This window comes from Gymnodinialimonas sp. JB5-7 (assembly GCF_055693405.1).
Window position 1 is genome coordinate 1,249,169 of sequence record NZ_JBVFUX010000012.1, and the last position, 16,776, is coordinate 1,265,944.

A 16,776-nucleotide genomic window follows, 5' to 3' on the forward strand; every position below is an offset into this window, starting at 1 on the left:
GTGCCGACACGCCTTAAGGAGCATGTCCTGTGATTTCCACCTCGCTCGCCCAATCCGCCTACGCCGCAAGCTCTGCTCCGGTGCGCTCGGATCGCGGTACCGAATATGCGGCCTTTCAATCCGTCACAACCAAATTGAACAAAGCCACGCAGCCGGACGCCACAATGGCAGAACGTGCAGCGGCTTTGCACGAAAACCGAAAACTATGGACCATTCTGGCATCAGATCTTGCCGATGAAGGCAACGCATTGCCGCAGACCCTGCGTGCACAGTTGTTCTATCTTGCTGAATTCTCTCTTCTCCAGTCGCGGAAGGCCTTGGATGATGCTGATGCGCTAAAGGCTTTGGTGGACATCAACACCTCCGTCATGCGCGGTTTGGCAGGCCAGGAGGTCGCGACATGAGTGGTCTTGTTCTTAAACTCGGCCCGAAAGAACGGGTGCTTGTGAATGGCGCCGTCATCGAAAACGGTGACCGTCGGACGCGTCTGGCGATCATGACCCCGGGCGCGAATATCCTGCGTTTGCGTGATGCCATTCACCCTGAGGAAGCCAATACACCCGTCCGTCGTGTCTGTTACATCGCCCAACTCGTTTTATCCGGCGACGCGGACATTTCGGAAGCAAAAACACAGCTGTTGCGTGGCATCGAGCAATTGAGCCAAGTCTTCACAGACGCCGACAGTCGGGCGCTTTTGTCACGTGCAACGCAGCATCTGGTTGAGGATCAGGTGTACCAGGTTTTGAAGTCGTTACGCGGTTTGCTCGCGCGCGAGGAGCGCCTTCTGGCCGCGGGCCGGTCATGACCTTTCAACCTGTTCTTCCGTTTGGCGGCTATTCCGGGTGGAGGTTCCTTCAATCGAACCTGGAAAGCCAACAAGCACAATTTGCCCAATCGCCGGTGCAGGATAGGGATCGAGACTACTTCCGCGAAAATATTGGGAAAGTGACTTCAGCTGAAGAACTGGTGTCTGACTACAGGTTGTTGCGGGTTGCCCTTGGCGCTTATGGCTTGCAAGACGATCTTCCGAACCGCGCCTTTATCGAGAAGGTGTTATCCGATGGCGTAAGTGCGGGTGACGCCCTTTCAAATCGGTTGGCCGACAAGCGATATCGCGCATTTTCAGAGGCCTTCGGGTTTGGCGGCACCCTGCCGCCAAGCACGCAAAGTCCAACATTCGCGGATCGAGTCTTGTCGCGATTTGACCGGCAATCCTTTGAAGTTGCCGTTGGCGCAGTCGATAGCGATATGCGGTTGGCACTAACCGCGTCACGGGAAGTACCCGAAATCGTCGCGGCGGGTGGAAGTGACGCGACCGCGTGGTTGACTGTGATGGGCAATCCACCTTTGAGGCAAGTCTTCGAGACTGCGTTTGGGCTGCCATCAGCCATTGCTACGATTGACATCGACAAGCAGATTGAGGCCTTCCGCGAAGGTGCGGAGCGGACTTTACGCTCTGCTGATTTCTCTCAATTTGCAGAGCCTGAGGTGCTCGATGATCTTTTGAAAGCCTTTACGATCCGGGCACAGGTCAATGCAGGCATCTCGTTCACCACGCCGGGCGCTACGGCGATCACTTTGCTGCAAAATCTCGCGTAAAAAGCCCATAACGGAGGTCTTAGCCGGACGGCCGCGTCGCAGCGGCCATCGACAGGATTTTTTCGAGCTGAGAAAAGCTCTGCTCGATACCGTCTACAGTCCGTTCTGCGACGAATGCGTCCAGATCCGGCCAGATTTTTACGGCCGCATCCGTCGTCGGGTCAGCACCAGTCGTGTAGAGCCCGGCTTGAACCATCATCTCTGCTTTGTCGTAAGCTGCAATCAGTTGGCGAGCCCGTTGAATGGATTTGTTTTCGTCTTCTGTCGCGGCACCTGGCAAAGATCGGCTCACGGATCGCAAAACATCGATTGCGGGAAAACGCCCACGTTCTGCGATGTCCCGAGACAGCACAATATGACCATCGAGCACGCCACGTGTCACATCCGCAACGGGCCCCTCCATGTCTGATCCTGCAACGAGTACCGAGAATATTGCTGTAATATTCCCCTGAGCGCCTAGGCCGGGCCCCGCACGTTCCGCAAGGCCCATGACAGACTGTGCCATTGAAGCCGGAAAACCGGATGGTCCGAACGGTTCGCCCGCCGCCGCTGCAACGTCGCGCTGCGCTTCAGCAAAGCGCGTGATCGAATCCGCCAAGAGCAAAACGTTGCGACCCTGATCGCGGAAGTATTCGGCCACGGCCATCATTGCATAGGCTGCGCGGGCGCGTGTCGGTGCGGGCCGGTCGGACGTTGCTGCCACCACGACGGCGCGTGATAGGCCTTCAGGTCCGAGAGTATCAGTCACAAAATCACGAACCTCGCGCCCGCGTTCGCCAATTAAGCCGATAACCACAACGTCTGATTGCATCTGCTCTGCAAGTGCGGCGATCAGTCTGGATTTGCCAACACCTGATCCGGCGAACAGGCCGACGCGCTGGCCTTCCACGATCGGCAAAAGGGTATCAAAGACGGCATGTCCCGTTTCAAGCCGCTGGCCGAGGCCGCGGCGCCCTGTCGGTGAAGGGGGCGCGCATATCAGTGGATAGCGGCTTAGCCCGTGGTGCAGTGCCCGGCCGTCCAACGGTTGGCCGTCGGGATCAATGACGCGTCCAAGCCAACTTGAATCAGGAGAAATGATTTGTGGCCCGATATGCGAAACTCGTGCGCCAAGTCGGAGCCCGTCTGTTGGTCCTTCGGGCATAATCCGGGCGCGATCCCCCTCCATCGCAAGAATCTCACCTGTCAGATTTGCTCCGAAACGCACCCGATCACCGAGCGCGGCAACTCTGTTTAAACCAGTTACCGAGACACTCGATCGCCCCAGGGCCGTGACCTGACCAACGGCTTGAGACGCGGAAATACCTTTCAATTGCGTGCGTAAAAGGCTGATGGCGTCGGTGTCTTGCATGACGGTTTCTCCGGTCAGGTGGCGCAAAGCGACGCCTCAATTACGGAATGTAAAGGAATCAGTCTTAAGCCTTCGTGTAGCCGAGATGGGAGAAACCCGGATGTTCGATAGGCTTGAGATTTTTCAACTCGCGGGTGGCTTGGCCCGCCATTCCGCAGCACGTCAGGCTGTGGTTGCCCAGAATATCGCGAATGCCGATACGCCCGGATACCGCGCAAGGGACGTCGCGGATTTTTCCGAGACCTGGCGGAACATGACTGCCGAAAATCGCCTGGGTCGCGGTGAAATGCCGATGCGCGTGCTTGACGCCGGAACGCCGGCGTCGCCGAACGGAAATACAGTTTCTCTTGAATTCGAAATGCTTCGCGGGATCGAGGCGCAGCGCGCGCACGACCGCGCACTGCGCGTTTACGGATCGGCCCTGTCGATCCTCCGCACAAGTATTGGACGATAGGCGCAGCCATGACGGATTTCTCCAACGCATTATCGGTCGCCGCTTCTGGCATGAGGGCACAGGCGCAACGCCTGACCCACGTGTCTGAAAACATCGCAAATGCCGATACGCCTGGATATCGCAGAAAGGTCACCAGCTTTGAGGCAGAGCGTGCGATGGGCGCCACCGAAGGCGCTGTGCGCCCTGGTCCCGTAAGACTGGATCAAACCGCACTCCCCGTCATCTTTGACCCGACGCATCCCATGGCGGACGAGACCGGAAGTTACGAAGGGTCGAATGTCGATCTTGTCATCGAACTTGCCGATGCGCGCGAAGCGCAGCGGTCATATGAGGCCAATCTGCGGATCTTCGACCAGATCCGCCAGATGTCGTCTTCCCTAAACGAATTGCTCCGACGTTAACCCCCCAACATCTGAGGAGAATCCCGGATGGATATTCGCCAATCCCTTGCCGCGCAGGCCTATCAGCCCTTGCGCCAGACAACCCAGCCCGCTGAAGCGCCAGAGGGCAATGCGTTTACGCAAGCCGTTTCAGGTTTTGCCGAGACAGTGGCCCAAGGTGAGGCACAGGCTCACGCCGCGATGACGACAGGTGCTGATCCGCACTCTCTGGTCACCGCACTGGCGCAAACCGAGCTTGCCGTTGAAACGGCCGTCACCATCCGGGATCGGGTGGTCGAAGCCTACCAAGAAATCCTGCGGATGCCGGTGTGACCGCATGGATGAAATGATCTTCTTCGACACGATGCGCCAAGGTCTTTGGGTTTCGGTCGCAATCTCGACCCCGATCCTCGCTGCGGCGTTGGTTTCGGGCATTTTGGTTGGCCTTTTCCAGGCTCTCACAAGCGTTCAGGAAATGACGCTGACGTTTGTGCCGAAACTTGCAGCCATCGTGGTCGTGTTTTGGGTGTCGATGGGGTTCATGACCCAATCGCTCACCACCTATTTCGCCGACACACTCATTCCGATTATTGCGGGGATGTAGGCAATGGATAATCCTGGATATTCGTCGCTAACTCGGCTGTCTGGCCTTGCCCGTGAGATGGCGGTTGTGGCCAACAATATCGCCAATATCTCGACCACCGGCTTTCGTTCTGAGGGCTTGATATTCGCGGAACATATTGCGGCAACCGGTCGGAACGAACCATCGCTCAGTATGGGCACCGCGATTGGTCGATCCATCTCGGCACAACAGGGCGCCCTGGAGCAAACTGGCGGAACCTTTGACTTTGCCGTCGAAGGCGAAGGGTTCTTCATGGTGGAAAATGCAGCGGGGCAGGCGTTGACCCGTGCCGGTGCATTTATTCGAAACGACTTTGGAGAGCTGGTTACACCCGAAGGCGCCCGATTGCTCGACGCAGGGGGCGCACCGATATTCGTGCCACCCGATGCGCGCGGTGTTGCGTTGGCGCCGGACGGTACGATTTCTGCAGATGGTCAGCCGTTGACGGTGGTCGGACTCTACATGCCCATCGATCCGCTTGAATTGTCACGACAATCCGGCACGGCCTTCACAGCCGAAAGTGGGTATGTGCCCGCTGAAAACGCGCGGGTTGTGCAAGGCTTTCTTGAACGATCGAATGTGAACGCGGTCGCCCAGTTCTCACGCATGATCGAGGTGCAGCGTGCCTATGAACTCGGCCAGAGCTTCATGGAATCCGAAGATAGCCGCATCCGTGATTTCCTTCGCACCGCTGGTCAACGTGGCTAATCCAGAAAGGATTATTAAATGAGAGCTCTTGATATCGCCGCCACTGGCATGAGTGCGCAGCAACTGCGCGTTGACGTCATCTCAAACAATATCGCCAATATGTCGACGACCGGATATTCCGCTCGTCGCGCGGACTTTGCGGATCTGCACTATCAGCAGATGACCCGTGCCGGCGCGATCAATGCTGCAGATGGAACGGTGGTTCCGGCAGGAGTTCAAGTTGGGCTGGGAGTGCGTCCCACGGCGGTTACGGTGACGTGGCAGCAGGGTACCGTCGCCGCCACCGGTGGGGACCTTGACGTTGCCATTGAGGGACGCGGATATCTGGAAGTGACGCTTCCAAGTGGGGAAAGCGCCTACACGCGAGACGGGGCACTCCAAAGAACCGGCGATGGCCTGATCGTTACGGCAGATGGGTTCGAGGTTAATCCCGGTATCACAATTCCTGCAGACGCGCGTGCCATCGAAATCAACGCATCTGGTGAGGTGTACGCGAGTTTCTTGGGCGAAGTTGAACCGCAGCTTTTAGGGCAACTGAACCTCGTCGGATTTTCCAACGATAGCGGACTCGAAGCCATTGGATCAAATCTGTTTCTCGAAACGGGTGCCTCTGGCCCGCCCTTGGTCGGACAGCCGGGCGAGGATGGTCTAGGCACCCTGCGGCAGGGTTACGTGGAACAATCCTCAGTCGATTCTGTCCGTGAGATTACGGACCTTATCGAGGCGCAACGCGGCTATGAGTTGAATGCCAAAGTGCTGTCTGCGGCGGACCAGATGCTCGGCGCAACCACTCAGGTGCGTTGATGCGATGGCTGTCAATCATATTGGCCCTCGCAGGCCCGGTGAGCGCAGACGAAACCGTCATTGCCGCGGGCACCATCCGAGGTGCCACGCTGATCGGGCCCTCTGATGTTGCGACAGTCGAAGGCGCAACGCCAGGAGCCCTGTCCGATATGGCTGAAGCGGTCGGGATGGAGGCGCGGATTAACCTGTATCCGGGACGACCGATCCGGCCCGGCGATCTGCGTCCGCCCGCCATCGTTGAACGGAACGAAATCGTGTCGCTGCGCTACAACCACGGCGGCCTTCTTATCATCACCGACGGACGTGCCTTGGATCGAGCCGCGGAGGGCGAAAGCCTGCGCGTCATCAATCTGGCCTCCCGTCAGACAGTCACAGCCGTCGCTTCTGCGCCCGGCCTTGTAACCGTTGGACCAAGACAATGAAATTTGGATATTCAAAACTGCTTCTTATCGGATGCGCTAGCCTGGCCATCAGCGGATGCGCACGTTTGGGGCAGATTGGGCAGGAGCCCGAATTCACCTCACCGGCAAACGGAAACGAGGTGTTTGCAATGAATGTCGCGCCGATTCCCGATTCTGCGGATGTTCCCGACAGGGCCGAAGGGGCTTCCCTTTGGACGTCCGGGCGCGCGTCCCTTTTGGGTGATCGTCGTGCCGGGCGTCGCGGTGATATCTTGACGGTGGTCATCGAGATCAACGACAGCGCCGAATTCCAGAATTCTTCTGAGCGTGAACGCACCGGTTCTGAAGAGCTCGGAATTCCCAATCTTTTTGGTCTGCCGCAACGCTTGGATGGTTTGCTGACGCAGGGCGGCTCTCTCGGAGAAGCGGTAGAGTTCGACAGCAGTAGCCGTTCCGCTGGCGAAGGGTCGGTACGCCGGAATGAAGAATTAACGCTTCGGGTGGCGGCGACCGTGACGGAGGTCCTACAAAATGGTGTTTTGCGGATTGAAGGAAGCCAGGAAGTTCGCGTGAACAATGAAATTCGGGAACTTCTCGTGTCGGGCTATGTCCGACCCGAGGACATCTCGCGTCAGAATTCCATCGAATATGACCGCATCGCAGCTGCCCGTATTTCCTATGGCGGGCGGGGCCTTATCACCGAGGCTCAAAGACCGCGTTACGGCCAAGAAGTCGTCGACACGATTCTTCCTTTCTAACGCCGGAGAAGCAGCATGATGCGAAAATTACTTCCAATACTTTTGCTGCTGCTTGGTGCTGGTGGCGGAGTTGGTGCCGGGCTGGTCGTGGGGGAGGCGAAGAGGTTACCTCTGCCGAAGAGAACACCGAAGAAACCGACGAAGCGGCCCAAGAGGGCGAAGGCGATGAAGGCTCTGACGAAGAGCAGGAAGGTGAAGAAGATCAGGAGGCACCTGAACCTCCGCGGGTCGAACAGACTGGGGAAGGGACGGAATATGTTCGCCTGAACAACCAATTTGTCGTCCCAATTGTGCGCAATGGCGCCGTTCGATCATTGGTCGTTCTGGGGCTCACGATCGAAGTGACGACCGGCCAAAACAACTTGGTTTTCGACCAAGAACCCCGTCTGCGCGACAGTTTCCTGCGGGTATTATTTGCCCACGCCAATGCAGGCGGGTTTGACGGAGTCTTTACGGAAGCTGAGGCGATGGAACCATTGCGGGAAGGCCTTCGGGAAGCAGCGCAAGGCATCCTTGGGCGGGAAAACGCCTTTGATGTCCTCATCACCGACATAACGCGTCAGGACGCATAGGCGTTGGCTTAGCGACGATTTCAGCGGTCGAGCTCTGCCTTGGCCGCCGCTTCCTCGGTTTCAATCAACTTTTCCAATACCAAGTCGCGTCCGACCACACGTGCTGCGGTGGACTTTTCTCGTTCATAGACCGCCCTGGCCGAAGCAAGTTTGCGCAATTCGGCGGCTTGCTGGACCCGCAACCGCTCCGCCTGTCGCTGCATTGTGGCGGAAATTGCAGGGTCTGCTGTTGATCGCATCAACTGGTTGCGGTGTTCAGCCAGGCTTGCGGCTCTATTCTCCAACTCATGAACCTTGGCACCAGCCAATTTGACGGGCGCCAAGGCCCTGTCCGCAAGCAATGCCGTAATAGCTTTCAACCGTTTCAGTCTTTTCCCTGGTCGCTCATCGCGTTGCTTTCGCTTTTTTGCGTATCAGGTCGGCAAACCGGATCGCTGCCGCGACTGCGCGATACTGCTCAGGCAAGATGGGCCCGCCGATTTCGATACTGGCATGTAAGGCGCGTGCTGTGGGAGGATCTGAATAGATCGGGACGGCAGCTTCTGATGCGGCCTCCCGAATGCGCCGCGCGATTTCATCGGTGCCCTTGGCGACACATATAGGCACGCCGCCATCGCTGCGGTCCCACTTCAACGCCACTGCATAGTGGGTCGGGTTCACAACGATCACATCAGCATTGGGGACATCCGAGATCATCTGGTTCATCGCGATGGATTGCCCGCGTTGCCGCCGTTCTTGTTTGAAATGCGGATCGCCCTCCGAGCTTTTCGTTTCATCCATGAGTTCCTGCCGGGACATGCGGTTTCGCAGTTGCAGCTGGCTCCACTCCCAACCCCAATCGGCGACGCCGAATACGGCCGTCATGCCGGCAACCACAGCCAGAAAGTCCAACGACAATTGCCCCAGCATTTCAAGGATTTGGCCGGGCGAGGCGTAGATGGCGACCAAGATCGTCTCGGCCCTTGCCCAAAGGTAGATTGCCAGAAAGACTGAGACCAGGAACAGCTTTGTTGCAGACTTGGCGAACTGAAAAAGGCCCTGTCGGCCGAATTTTTGCTTTGCGTTTTCCAGGATGGAAATTCGGTTGGCTTTTGGGGCCAATTTTGAGGGTGTGAACAAAAGTGCTCTCTGCCCGAGAAGCGATGCCAGCAGAAGAACTGCCGGAACCAAGGTTAGAGCCGCGGCGGAAATCAGCGAACCACTGAGAAGTCCAGCGGCCTGCAAGGACGCACCAGGGCTCAATAGACTGGGCGCGAGCGTGTCTGCGCGGCCAAGGCTGGTCTGGGTCATCGCGCCGATTTCTTCCATCATCCAAGGCGCGATCAATACACCGGCCAGCAGGAAGCCACCGTAGACGATTGCGGTGTTCAAATCGGCCGATCTGACGATTTCACCCTTTTTGCGCGCTTCCTCTAGTTTTCGAGGTGTCGGGTCAAAGGGCTTATCGGATGCACTCTGATTTTCGTCCATCAGCGCGCTCCAAGCGGAGCGGCAACGGCGCCCTCGAATGCAGCGAGCCAAACCGGAAGAATGAAGGGGGTAGTGATCATGAGCAGGACCAACCCGCCCCAGGTAATCGCCGGCGCACCGACAAACGCGACCATCAATTGCGGCATCGCTTTGTTAATCACACCCAGAGCAACGTTGTAGAGTAGGGATGCGATCAAAAACGGCGCGGCGAGCGACATGGCCAAGGAAAAACTGTTGCGCACTTGGTCCACACCCCAGCCAGCAACATCACGCGGGCCCGGAAGGTTGCCGAACGGGAGGATCTCGTACGATTGGATGAAGGTTTCAACCAGATGGATATGAAAACCTGAAAGCACGGCCAATGTGATGCCGCCGAGCATGAGAATTGCGCCCATCGCGGGAAGGGGATCGGGTGTGGCCCCGCCCATGATCTGACTGAGTGACGTGGATTGCGCGGCGATGGTGCCGGCAATTTGAAGGGCATGAACAAGGAGTCGCAACGCTAGCCCCAAGAGGAGCCCCGCAATCGCCTCGGAGAGGAAAGCTGTGGCCGGTGGCACGATGCCATCTAGCACCAATACGCCATGTAACGCCGGTGTCAGAAAGAGCGTGATTGCCAACGCCGCGCCCAGGCGAACCCGGACCGGGATCATTTGTTCGCCGAAGCCGGGCAAGACGAGAAAGCACGCGCCTACTCTCAGAAAGATCGCAACAGCGGTGGCCAGCCAAGTTTGCGAAATAGACAGGATATCCGCAAGAAGGTCCGTCATGGAGCGGCCAAGCCCACAAGTGATGGTTTGGCTTCCAAACCGATTTCTTCGAACGACAGAACGGGGTTGGGAATGCCGCGCGCGATCAAGACGGTGCGCAAGAATCGCCGCCTGATCGCAGAGGTTACGATCGCCGGGTATGTCCCCTTCGCGCTTGCGGTCGCAACTTTCTCACTCACGGACTTTGCCAGAGCGTTGAATTCGTCGGGGGCAATGCGACCTCCGGCAACCCGGCCTCGCCGCCGATTTGATACCGCAAGAAGATGTCTTCCCACTCGTTGGCGAGTTGGACGAGCGGCAGCGTGCCATCGCTTCGTTTCATCTCGGCTATCAGTTGGAAGCCGAGGCGTTGGCGCACATGCTCGCAGATCATTTCCGGTTGCGCGGACGATCCACGCGACTCGGCGATCGCCTCAAGTATCAACGGCAGATTGCGGATCGAAACCTGTTCGGCCAATAGCAGCCTGAGAATGGTGTGCAGAAGGTCGAGTGGCACCTTGTCTGGCACCAACTCGTTCAAAAGGCGCCGGTTCTCTTCCGAGCGTGTTCCATCCGACAAGGTCACGAATGCGTCGAGTTGGCGTTGTAGCGTCTTGAACGTCATGAGCCGCGACAAATTCCGCTTTAGGACTTCCAGTAGATGCGTGGCCAGCACCTCTGATGGGGACACCACGGTCATGCCGGCAAGTGCCGCACGCTCGCGATCAGCGGGGTTAATCCAGCGAGCGGGGGCGCCATAAACAGGCTCGGACGTGTCCTGACCATCAGGAAGATCGATGGCACCATCCTGCGTAAGCATCAGAACCTGGGCTGGCTTGAGCGTCGTCGTGGCATGCTCAACCCCGAGAAGGCGGATAGAATATGTACCTGGTGGCAGATCGCCGCGATCGGTCAGCCGCATCTCGGGAAGCAGGACTCCAAATGCGCGCGCCACGTGTTCGCGCATGCTTTTTATGCGTGCGTCCAAACCGGTTGCCGGATCCAACGCCAAGCTGACGAGGTCGGGCGCGAATTCAATGTGGATGTCGTCCACGTCAAGAAGATCACCTGTCGAATTCGTTTGGTCTTCTTCGGGCAGTACTGGCGTCGCGTCCGGGACATTCTCTGCATCCAGGGTTTTTGGCGCCACCAAGCAGCGGTTCCAAGGGCTACAGCGCCCAAAAGGAATGGTGCGATCGGAAGTCCGGGGACCAGAGCAAAAATCCCCATGAGCACGCCCACTGTAGCCAGCGCGGAGGGGTATTTGCCCAACTGTGTGAGTAGCGCGGTGTCGGTTGCGCCTGTTGCGCCCCCGCGCGCCAGAAGTAGCGCTGAGGCAATGGCAATGATGACGGCCGGGATTTGGCTGACCAATCCATCACCAACTGTCAGGATCGTATAAGTCTCGAATGCTTGCCCGAGCGGCATACCGTGCATCGTCGTGCCGATGATCAACCCAACAACAAGGTTAAGGAGTGTGATCAAGAGCCCTGCAATCGCGTCGCCCTTCACGAACTTTGACGCACCGTCCAGGGAGCCGAAGAATGTCGTTTCAGCTTGCTCGCGTTCGCGCCTCTCCTTGGCTTCGGCATGGTCGATTGCGCCAGCGGCCATATCGCTGTCGATGGCCAATTGTTTGCCAGGCATTCCGTCCAGCGCAAATCGTGCGCCAACCTCCGCCATGCGGGCCGCGCCTTTGTTTATCACTATGAAATTGACGATCAGAAGGACACAGAAGATCACCAAACCCATAACCACGGAGCCACCGATAACGAACATTGCGAAACCTTCGATGACGCCACCGGCGGCATCGGTCCCCGTATGCCCTTGTCCGATTATCAATTTTGTCGACGATACATTCAGCGACAAACGAAGCATCAATGATGCCAGAAGCACGGTCGGGAACGCTGAGAAATCCAGTGGTCGCTGAATAAAGAGCGTGACCGTGAAAATCAGGATGGCCAGTCCAAATGATGCGGCCAGTCCCAGATCGAGAATGAAGGATGGCACTGGCAGAATCATCATCACGATCACGGCCATAAGCGCGAGCGCAAACAGAATGGTCGGCTGAAAGAGAGACCGTGCGGACATCAGGAAAGCACCCTTCGAATATGGGTCTGGCTAAAGTCAAACGTAGCTGAGCAAGGCACGGTGAACGGCATTCAGCGCTTCCCGTTGAGGTCTGTCATTCAGGGCGTGGTCGCGCCAATAATGCCCCAACCACTTCCCTTAACGTTTGGCTGTCAGCCAGCGTCGCGACGATTGCGTCCAGAGGCTCCAGCGCGCCGTCGGTCTGCTCGGCTGGGTTAGCTCGTGCGACCATTCGTGCGGCGATTGCGTTATGTGCGCCTGAAGCAATTTCGGAGAGATCTTCCCAATCTCCGGAATCCCAAGCCTCCTGAACCGGATCGGTGTCGATGGCTCCATCGTCGTTTCGTGCAGGAAGGATAAGCGGCCGCCGCACATCGCGCAGGATTTGGGCAGCTTCGAACAAACCCTCTTCGCGCAACAATGCGATTGCTGCGATCTGAGCGCGACCAGCATCTGAACCTTCTGGCCGCCACCTGGCCCCGAAGGAATGTGCGAGAACCAAGAGAGTTGCCGTGTCCTCGACTGTGACCCTATCGGCGATCAACGCAGTGAGTGCGTCCTCAAAAACCTCTTCGTCACGGTTGGAGTTGCTTAGTATGGCAAGTGCGGTGTCGATCGAGCCCAAGGCGGCGTGGCCCAGAAGCACCTCTCTCCAAAGAACGTTCGTTTCCGGTCCCGAGCCGTTTTCCCGAAGCAAGGCCTCGGCCGCCGTTAAGCGTTCTGGTGGAGGTCTGACCCCGACGCTTCTGTCGAAGGCGAGGGCTTGTGCCATCGTGGCGATGGCATCCGAGGCGTTTCCCATCAACATCTCAGCCAGTGCGTCTCGGGTGCCGTTAACTGACTCCGGCACCGAAATCCCGAGGTCAAGATCGAGAATGCGTAACTCGCCAATAGGGATGCGGCCACCACGATGGAGAATATCTCGGACGTTGCGAGCAGCAGGTCCGTGGCGATCACGATGCAGCGCGCGCGCCAGTCGCGGTCCCAAAAGATCTCTAAGTTGAACAGGTAGCTGTGCGTAGGCCCTTTGAATTGCAGCCAGATCTTCCGATGTAAGATCGACTGCGACCGCGCCGTCGATGTAGCGCCACAGCAATTCACCCTCGGAGCAATCCGCAGGAGAAGCCACTTCCGGAAAACTGGTTTCGTCTGACCCATCGACGAGAGCGGCTACATGCAACAAATCATCGGACGGTTCTTCAAGTTGCATTAACCAATGATGCGCTTCGGCACCAAATCCATAGTAGAGGTAGTACAGCGCCAAGGCCTCAACGCCATCTTCAACCAATGCGTCGCGATCATCGTAAAGGCCGAGGCGAAGTTCACCCAGACCCTGCTCAAAGCTCGTGGCATCGGCCCAATCGCGTGCATCAAATGCATCGGTCGAGCAGGATTCCTCAGTCATCGCCGGTGAAAGCGGTCTGTCGGGTTGGATACGCGGATCAAGAGCTGTTTGCGTTCTGATCGGGTAGTTGTCTGGTCCAGTACCTTGGTCGATTTCTTGATCGGCGGCTATGGCGCTTGGTTCCGCTTCCGGTGTTTCGACCTCATCGGGCTCCTCCACCGCGGGCTCGGAAACCTCGATCGGGTCCGCAAATGTTTGCGGCTGATCCAACGCCGCATCCAACAGGCCTGAGGCCGCTGCCCGGGCCAACTGTTCAGCCATGATTTGCGCCGCTTCCTCCAATTGCGGGTTTGGCCGTTCCTCAGCGACTTCAACGGTGCTGGCTGCCTCCAATGGAGCCGGTGCCTCGGGCGACGTATTCAGAATAGGTAGCTGATTGGACCCACTCAAAAGGGATGCGAGGTTTGGCAAGGCGTCGGCCGCACGTGTTCGTTCTTCTTGCCGGGCCGCGTCCGCTGTCTCGGCTTCTGGGATTTGCGGGTCTGGGAGATCGGGGGGTCCGATATGTCGACGACGAGATATTGCCCTTGATGCCGAAAACTGCTGATCGGGCAGTCGCACGACAGCAGAAGGGTCAGGTTGGTGTCCCCGTCCAGCGATGCCAATCTCGTCCTTTGGATCAGGTCGAACGCGCCACCGGTATCAAACCCATCTACGGCGGGATTGATTTCAATGTCCCAAGTGCGGCTGTTACGTTCAACGATATTCCAAGAACGATCCGCACCGATTGGGATGACCAGCCTGGTGAATCCAGCATGGTCACCCGATTGGACTCGGAGCGTTTGTGCATTGGCTGATTGTGCCAACGCCAAGACGCCAATTGCCAGAATGACCCCCTCATGCGGCTTGCTTGAGGCCACGCAATGCCTCCTCCAGAACGTTGAAGCCTGGTCGGACATGGTGCGGCGCGTTTTGGCGGCCGACTTCGATACAGATGTTGGTTGCGTGATTGTGGAGGTTCGCGATCAGCACTTCCCGGATCATCAAATAGAACTGGTGGTCCTCTTCTATGGCACCTTTCATTTTTGCGGCGAACGGTCCGACGAACCCGTATGCCAGAAAGACCCCCAAAAAGGTGCCGACCAAAGCGCCCCCGATCAGACCACCGAGCACTTCCGGCGGTTGGTCAATTGACGCCATCGTTTTGATCACGCCAAGCACCGCGGCCACGATACCCAAGGCCGGAAGGCCATCGGCAACAGTTTGCATTGCATGGCTGCCGTGCATCTGGTGATGGATGTTTTGCTCAAGCCGTTTGTCGAGCACTTCCTCCACTTGATGGGGATCGTTGTAGTTCATCGCAGCAGCGCGCAGCGTGTCACAAATCAATTCGACCGCCTCGTGGTCCTCAAGGATCTTGGGGTAACGCGAAAAAATCTCTGACTCGATCGGGTTCTCGATATGTTCTTCCACCGCAACAGCGTTCTGACGCTGCAAACGGATCAATTCGAAGAGAAGGCAGAGAAGCTGATGGTAGTCTTCATCTTTCCAGGTGGGACCCTTGAAGACCTTTTTCAGCCCACTCAACGTCGCTTTGATGGTGCCTTTGTCGTTTGAGATCAGGAACGCACCAAGCGCTGCGCCCATGATCATCATCATTTCGAATGGCAGAGCTTTGATGATGATGCCGAATTTGCCCCCGGCCAGCTTGTAGCCGCCGAACACCATTCCAAAAACGACGAGGATACCAACGATCCCAAGCATTGCGGATTCTCCTGCAGTTTTAGTTGAAGTGACAGCAAACCCTTAAGATTCGGTGTCGGTTTCAGGCTGATCGAGCGTAGGTGCGGTGGCGTTGCGAGTCGCGATCACCACTGAAACGGAATAGGCATAGGCTGGGTCAAGTTCGGCCATGATCGCAGCACTCGCTGCGGGCGACATCCTTGTCAGGAAACCGGCTGCAAAGTTCGGATCCATTTGGGAGAATAGAGCTGCTGTTTGATCTGGTCCCATCGTTTCATAGACTTCTGTCAGCCTTTGGAGATCGCTCTCTGCAGCAGTATCCGAGACCTGGATGAGTGCTTCCAGGCGGATCTCGGTGGCCTCCAGTTCCGCGAGCCGTTCTTCTACCAGAATTTGTGCGGCTTCGACCGCGCGCTCACGATCTGCCAACTCTTCTTCGCGAGCGAGCAAGCGATCACGCAGCATTGTGATCTCATCCATCGCTGACCGTATGGGCGAGGTTGGTCCGACGACTGTAGATTCGGGCACTGGATCTGATGCAGAGGCAGCCGATACGAGCTCAAAATCCATCATACTAAGGCGCAAGCCAATCGAGATCGCGAATACCGCTCCAAGCGTGACAAGAACGCCACCACGTTTGAGCCGCTTCATTTTTTTCGAATGCTCATGGTTAACTCGCCAGTGATTTACGGTGGCGAAACAGCGTTGGTGCGGCTGGTTCAGACCCCTTATCGGCCAAGGTCGGCGCGCGTCTGGTTCCAAAAATTGGCGTTACATCCGGCCGTTTTTCAGAGTCGGCAGCAAGGTGTTCAGTGCTTGGCTCGGGGTCACCTTCCGCCTCCGTCGCCAAAGTCACGGGCGGAAGACCCTGCGCGACGATAGCCTCTTCAGCAAAATCGTGGCAGGCGGCAATCATCATCTCTAGCTCTGTCGAAATGTCGCGAGCCTGATTCACCAACTCATACAGCTGTTGGCCCGCTCCGTCTGAACCTGCTTTCGCCTCGCGCAGTGCAGCTTTCATTTCATCGACTTGGCTGGACATGACCGCAATTGCGCCGCCAAGGCCCTTGTCGAAACTTGTCAATCGGTTGAGGCGTCGCGAAAGAACGATGCAATAGCCCATCGCACCCAAGCTTGCGAGAATTACGAGGATGTCAGCACCGTAGGTTAGGAAAATAGCCATTCAGTTCACCAGAAATTGTGTGACTAGTAAGTCTCTTACCCGGCCCGACCCCGTGACCACTTGGATGCGCCGCAGCATTTGTGCGCGCAAACGGGCCAAGCTTGCCGGTTCACTGAGTTCCGAGACGGAGATTACGCGGAGGTAAGAATTCAGTACATCCATGACACGTGGGCTGAGTTGGGTGATTTCTTCGAGGTGGTTTGGATCCACCTCAAGTGCCGCCGTAAAGATTAGGTTGCGCCCAGACTCTTCCGCGCCAAGCGAAACAACGAGCGTTTCAAGTTCCACGAATGCGACGTCGACTGTCGCGGGCCCATGACCCTCATCGCCATAGCCGTCATCTGCTTCTGCATGTTCGCCATCTTCATTTGAAGCGCTGCTGAGTGGCCCTTGGGTCACTGCCCAGAATCCCCCACCACCGCCCAAGGCAGCCAAAAGAACGCCAATGAGGAGGGGCACCAATAACCCCTTCTTCTTCTTGGGTTCTTCCGTTTCGTCGACTTCAGCCATGATTCTCACGATCTTGTTTCGTTCTCCCTCGTTTTA

23 protein-coding genes and 1 pseudogene are annotated in these 16,776 nt (G+C 57.3%); 13 read left to right on the forward strand and 11 right to left on the reverse strand.

Annotation, left to right across the window (positions count from 1 at the left end; all coding sequences use genetic code 11):
* The first annotated feature begins 29 nt into the window (after positions 1–29).
* From flaF to ACZ1HK_RS14615, 3 genes are read left to right on the forward strand one after another with little or no spacing between them, the layout of a single operon-like run.
* Positions 30–404: a flagellar biosynthesis regulator FlaF gene (gene flaF / locus ACZ1HK_RS14605; RefSeq protein ID WP_472629306.1), complete on the forward strand. Its 375-nt coding sequence runs from the start codon at positions 30–32 to the stop codon at positions 402–404.
* Positions 401–805: a flagellar biosynthesis repressor FlbT gene (flbT, locus tag ACZ1HK_RS14610; protein ID WP_472629307.1), complete on the forward strand. Its 405-nt coding sequence runs from the start codon at positions 401–403 to the stop codon at positions 803–805. The genes flaF and flbT overlap by 4 nt, the downstream gene beginning before the upstream one ends.
* Complete coding sequence (locus ACZ1HK_RS14615) at positions 802–1,599, forward strand: DUF1217 domain-containing protein (protein WP_472629308.1); 798 nt, start codon at positions 802–804, stop codon at positions 1,597–1,599. Before flbT ends, ACZ1HK_RS14615 begins: the two co-directional genes overlap by 4 nt.
* Before the next feature lie 19 nt (positions 1,600–1,618).
* On the opposite strand, the gene ACZ1HK_RS14620 is transcribed toward ACZ1HK_RS14615, so the two are convergent.
* Positions 1,619–2,950, reverse strand: a complete 1,332-nt coding sequence (locus tag ACZ1HK_RS14620) for a FliI/YscN family ATPase (protein ID WP_472630842.1) — start codon at positions 2,948–2,950, stop codon at positions 1,619–1,621.
* 100 nt (positions 2,951–3,050) lie between these two features.
* Here ACZ1HK_RS14620 and ACZ1HK_RS14625 point away from each other — a divergent pair, with 100 nt between their 5' ends.
* Genes ACZ1HK_RS14625 through ACZ1HK_RS14670 form a run of 10 tightly spaced genes read left to right on the forward strand, consistent with a single transcriptional unit; the run spans position 3,051 to position 7,649 of the window.
* Positions 3,051–3,404: a FlgB family protein gene (locus ACZ1HK_RS14625; protein ID WP_472629309.1), complete on the forward strand. Its 354-nt coding sequence runs from the start codon at positions 3,051–3,053 to the stop codon at positions 3,402–3,404.
* 8 nt (positions 3,405–3,412) lie between these two features.
* Complete coding sequence (gene flgC / locus ACZ1HK_RS14630) at positions 3,413–3,805, forward strand: flagellar basal body rod protein FlgC (protein WP_472629310.1); 393 nt, start codon at positions 3,413–3,415, stop codon at positions 3,803–3,805.
* 27 nt (positions 3,806–3,832) lie between these two features.
* Positions 3,833–4,117, forward strand: a complete 285-nt coding sequence (fliE, locus tag ACZ1HK_RS14635; RefSeq protein ID WP_472629311.1) for a flagellar hook-basal body complex protein FliE — start codon at positions 3,833–3,835, stop codon at positions 4,115–4,117.
* 4 nt (positions 4,118–4,121) lie between these two features.
* Entirely contained in the window at positions 4,122–4,388 is a 267-nt protein-coding gene (locus ACZ1HK_RS14640; RefSeq protein WP_368477166.1) for a flagellar biosynthetic protein FliQ, read from the forward strand.
* A 3-nt stretch (positions 4,389–4,391) separates the two neighbouring features.
* On the forward strand, positions 4,392–5,114 hold the full coding sequence (locus ACZ1HK_RS14645) for a flagellar hook-basal body complex protein (protein WP_472629312.1): 723 nt from the start codon (positions 4,392–4,394) through the stop codon (positions 5,112–5,114).
* Between the two features lie 18 nt (positions 5,115–5,132).
* Positions 5,133–5,918 (forward strand): flagellar basal-body rod protein FlgG, encoded by a 786-nt coding sequence (gene flgG, locus ACZ1HK_RS14650; RefSeq protein ID WP_472629313.1) that lies wholly within the window; start codon positions 5,133–5,135, stop codon positions 5,916–5,918.
* On the forward strand, positions 5,918–6,340 hold the full coding sequence (gene flgA / locus ACZ1HK_RS14655; protein ID WP_472629314.1) for a flagellar basal body P-ring formation chaperone FlgA: 423 nt from the start codon (positions 5,918–5,920) through the stop codon (positions 6,338–6,340). The genes flgG and flgA overlap by 1 nt, the downstream gene beginning before the upstream one ends.
* A complete protein-coding gene (gene flgH, locus ACZ1HK_RS14660; RefSeq protein ID WP_472629315.1) occupies positions 6,337–7,077 on the forward strand; it encodes a flagellar basal body L-ring protein FlgH in 741 nt (246 codons plus the stop codon). Before flgA ends, flgH begins: the two co-directional genes overlap by 4 nt.
* Positions 7,078–7,092: 15 nt before the next feature.
* Entirely contained in the window at positions 7,093–7,344 is a 252-nt protein-coding gene (locus ACZ1HK_RS14665; protein ID WP_472629316.1) for a hypothetical protein, read from the forward strand.
* 23 nt (positions 7,345–7,367) lie between these two features.
* A complete protein-coding gene (locus ACZ1HK_RS14670) occupies positions 7,368–7,649 on the forward strand; it encodes a flagellar basal body-associated FliL family protein (protein ID WP_472629317.1) in 282 nt (93 codons plus the stop codon).
* Between the two features lie 20 nt (positions 7,650–7,669).
* Here the strand turns inward: ACZ1HK_RS14670 and ACZ1HK_RS14675 are convergent, their stop codons facing one another.
* The 10 genes and pseudogenes from ACZ1HK_RS14675 to ACZ1HK_RS14720 all read right to left on the reverse strand — a co-directional run bounded on the left by ACZ1HK_RS14675 (position 7,670) and on the right by ACZ1HK_RS14720 (position 16,740).
* The gene (locus ACZ1HK_RS14675; RefSeq protein ID WP_472629318.1) at positions 7,670–8,008 is read right to left on the reverse strand and encodes a hypothetical protein; all 339 of its coding nucleotides are present in this window, start codon (positions 8,006–8,008) and stop codon (positions 7,670–7,672) included.
* Positions 8,009–8,033: 25 nt separating this feature from the next.
* A complete protein-coding gene (gene flhB, locus ACZ1HK_RS14680; protein WP_472629319.1) occupies positions 8,034–9,119 on the reverse strand; it encodes a flagellar type III secretion system protein FlhB in 1,086 nt (361 codons plus the stop codon).
* Positions 9,119–9,889, reverse strand: a complete 771-nt coding sequence (locus tag ACZ1HK_RS14685; RefSeq protein ID WP_472629320.1) for a flagellar biosynthetic protein FliR — start codon at positions 9,887–9,889, stop codon at positions 9,119–9,121. Before ACZ1HK_RS14685 ends, flhB begins: the two co-directional genes overlap by 1 nt.
* A pseudogene (gene flhA / locus ACZ1HK_RS14690) lies at positions 9,886–11,959 on the reverse strand (flagellar biosynthesis protein FlhA). Before flhA ends, ACZ1HK_RS14685 begins: the two are co-directional and overlap by 4 nt.
* 94 nt (positions 11,960–12,053) lie before the next feature.
* On the reverse strand, positions 12,054–13,697 hold the full coding sequence (locus ACZ1HK_RS14695; protein ID WP_472629321.1) for a hypothetical protein: 1,644 nt from the start codon (positions 13,695–13,697) through the stop codon (positions 12,054–12,056).
* A 53-nt stretch (positions 13,698–13,750) separates the two neighbouring features.
* Positions 13,751–14,224 (reverse strand): hypothetical protein, encoded by a 474-nt coding sequence (locus tag ACZ1HK_RS14700; RefSeq protein WP_472630931.1) that lies wholly within the window; start codon positions 14,222–14,224, stop codon positions 13,751–13,753.
* Positions 14,202–15,068, reverse strand: a complete 867-nt coding sequence (motA, locus tag ACZ1HK_RS14705; RefSeq protein WP_472629322.1) for a flagellar motor stator protein MotA — start codon at positions 15,066–15,068, stop codon at positions 14,202–14,204. The genes ACZ1HK_RS14700 and motA overlap by 23 nt, the downstream gene beginning before the upstream one ends.
* Before the next feature lie 42 nt (positions 15,069–15,110).
* The gene (locus tag ACZ1HK_RS14710) at positions 15,111–15,698 is read right to left on the reverse strand and encodes a MotE family protein (protein ID WP_472629323.1); all 588 of its coding nucleotides are present in this window, start codon (positions 15,696–15,698) and stop codon (positions 15,111–15,113) included.
* A gap of 19 nt (positions 15,699–15,717) precedes the next feature.
* Positions 15,718–16,170, reverse strand: coding sequence for a DUF6468 domain-containing protein (locus tag ACZ1HK_RS14715; RefSeq protein WP_472629324.1), 453 nt, complete (start codon positions 16,168–16,170; stop codon positions 15,718–15,720).
* Positions 16,171–16,230: 60 nt separating this feature from the next.
* Positions 16,231–16,740: a flagellar basal body-associated FliL family protein gene (locus ACZ1HK_RS14720; protein WP_472629325.1), complete on the reverse strand. Its 510-nt coding sequence runs from the start codon at positions 16,738–16,740 to the stop codon at positions 16,231–16,233.
* Positions 16,741–16,776 lie beyond the last annotated feature (36 nt).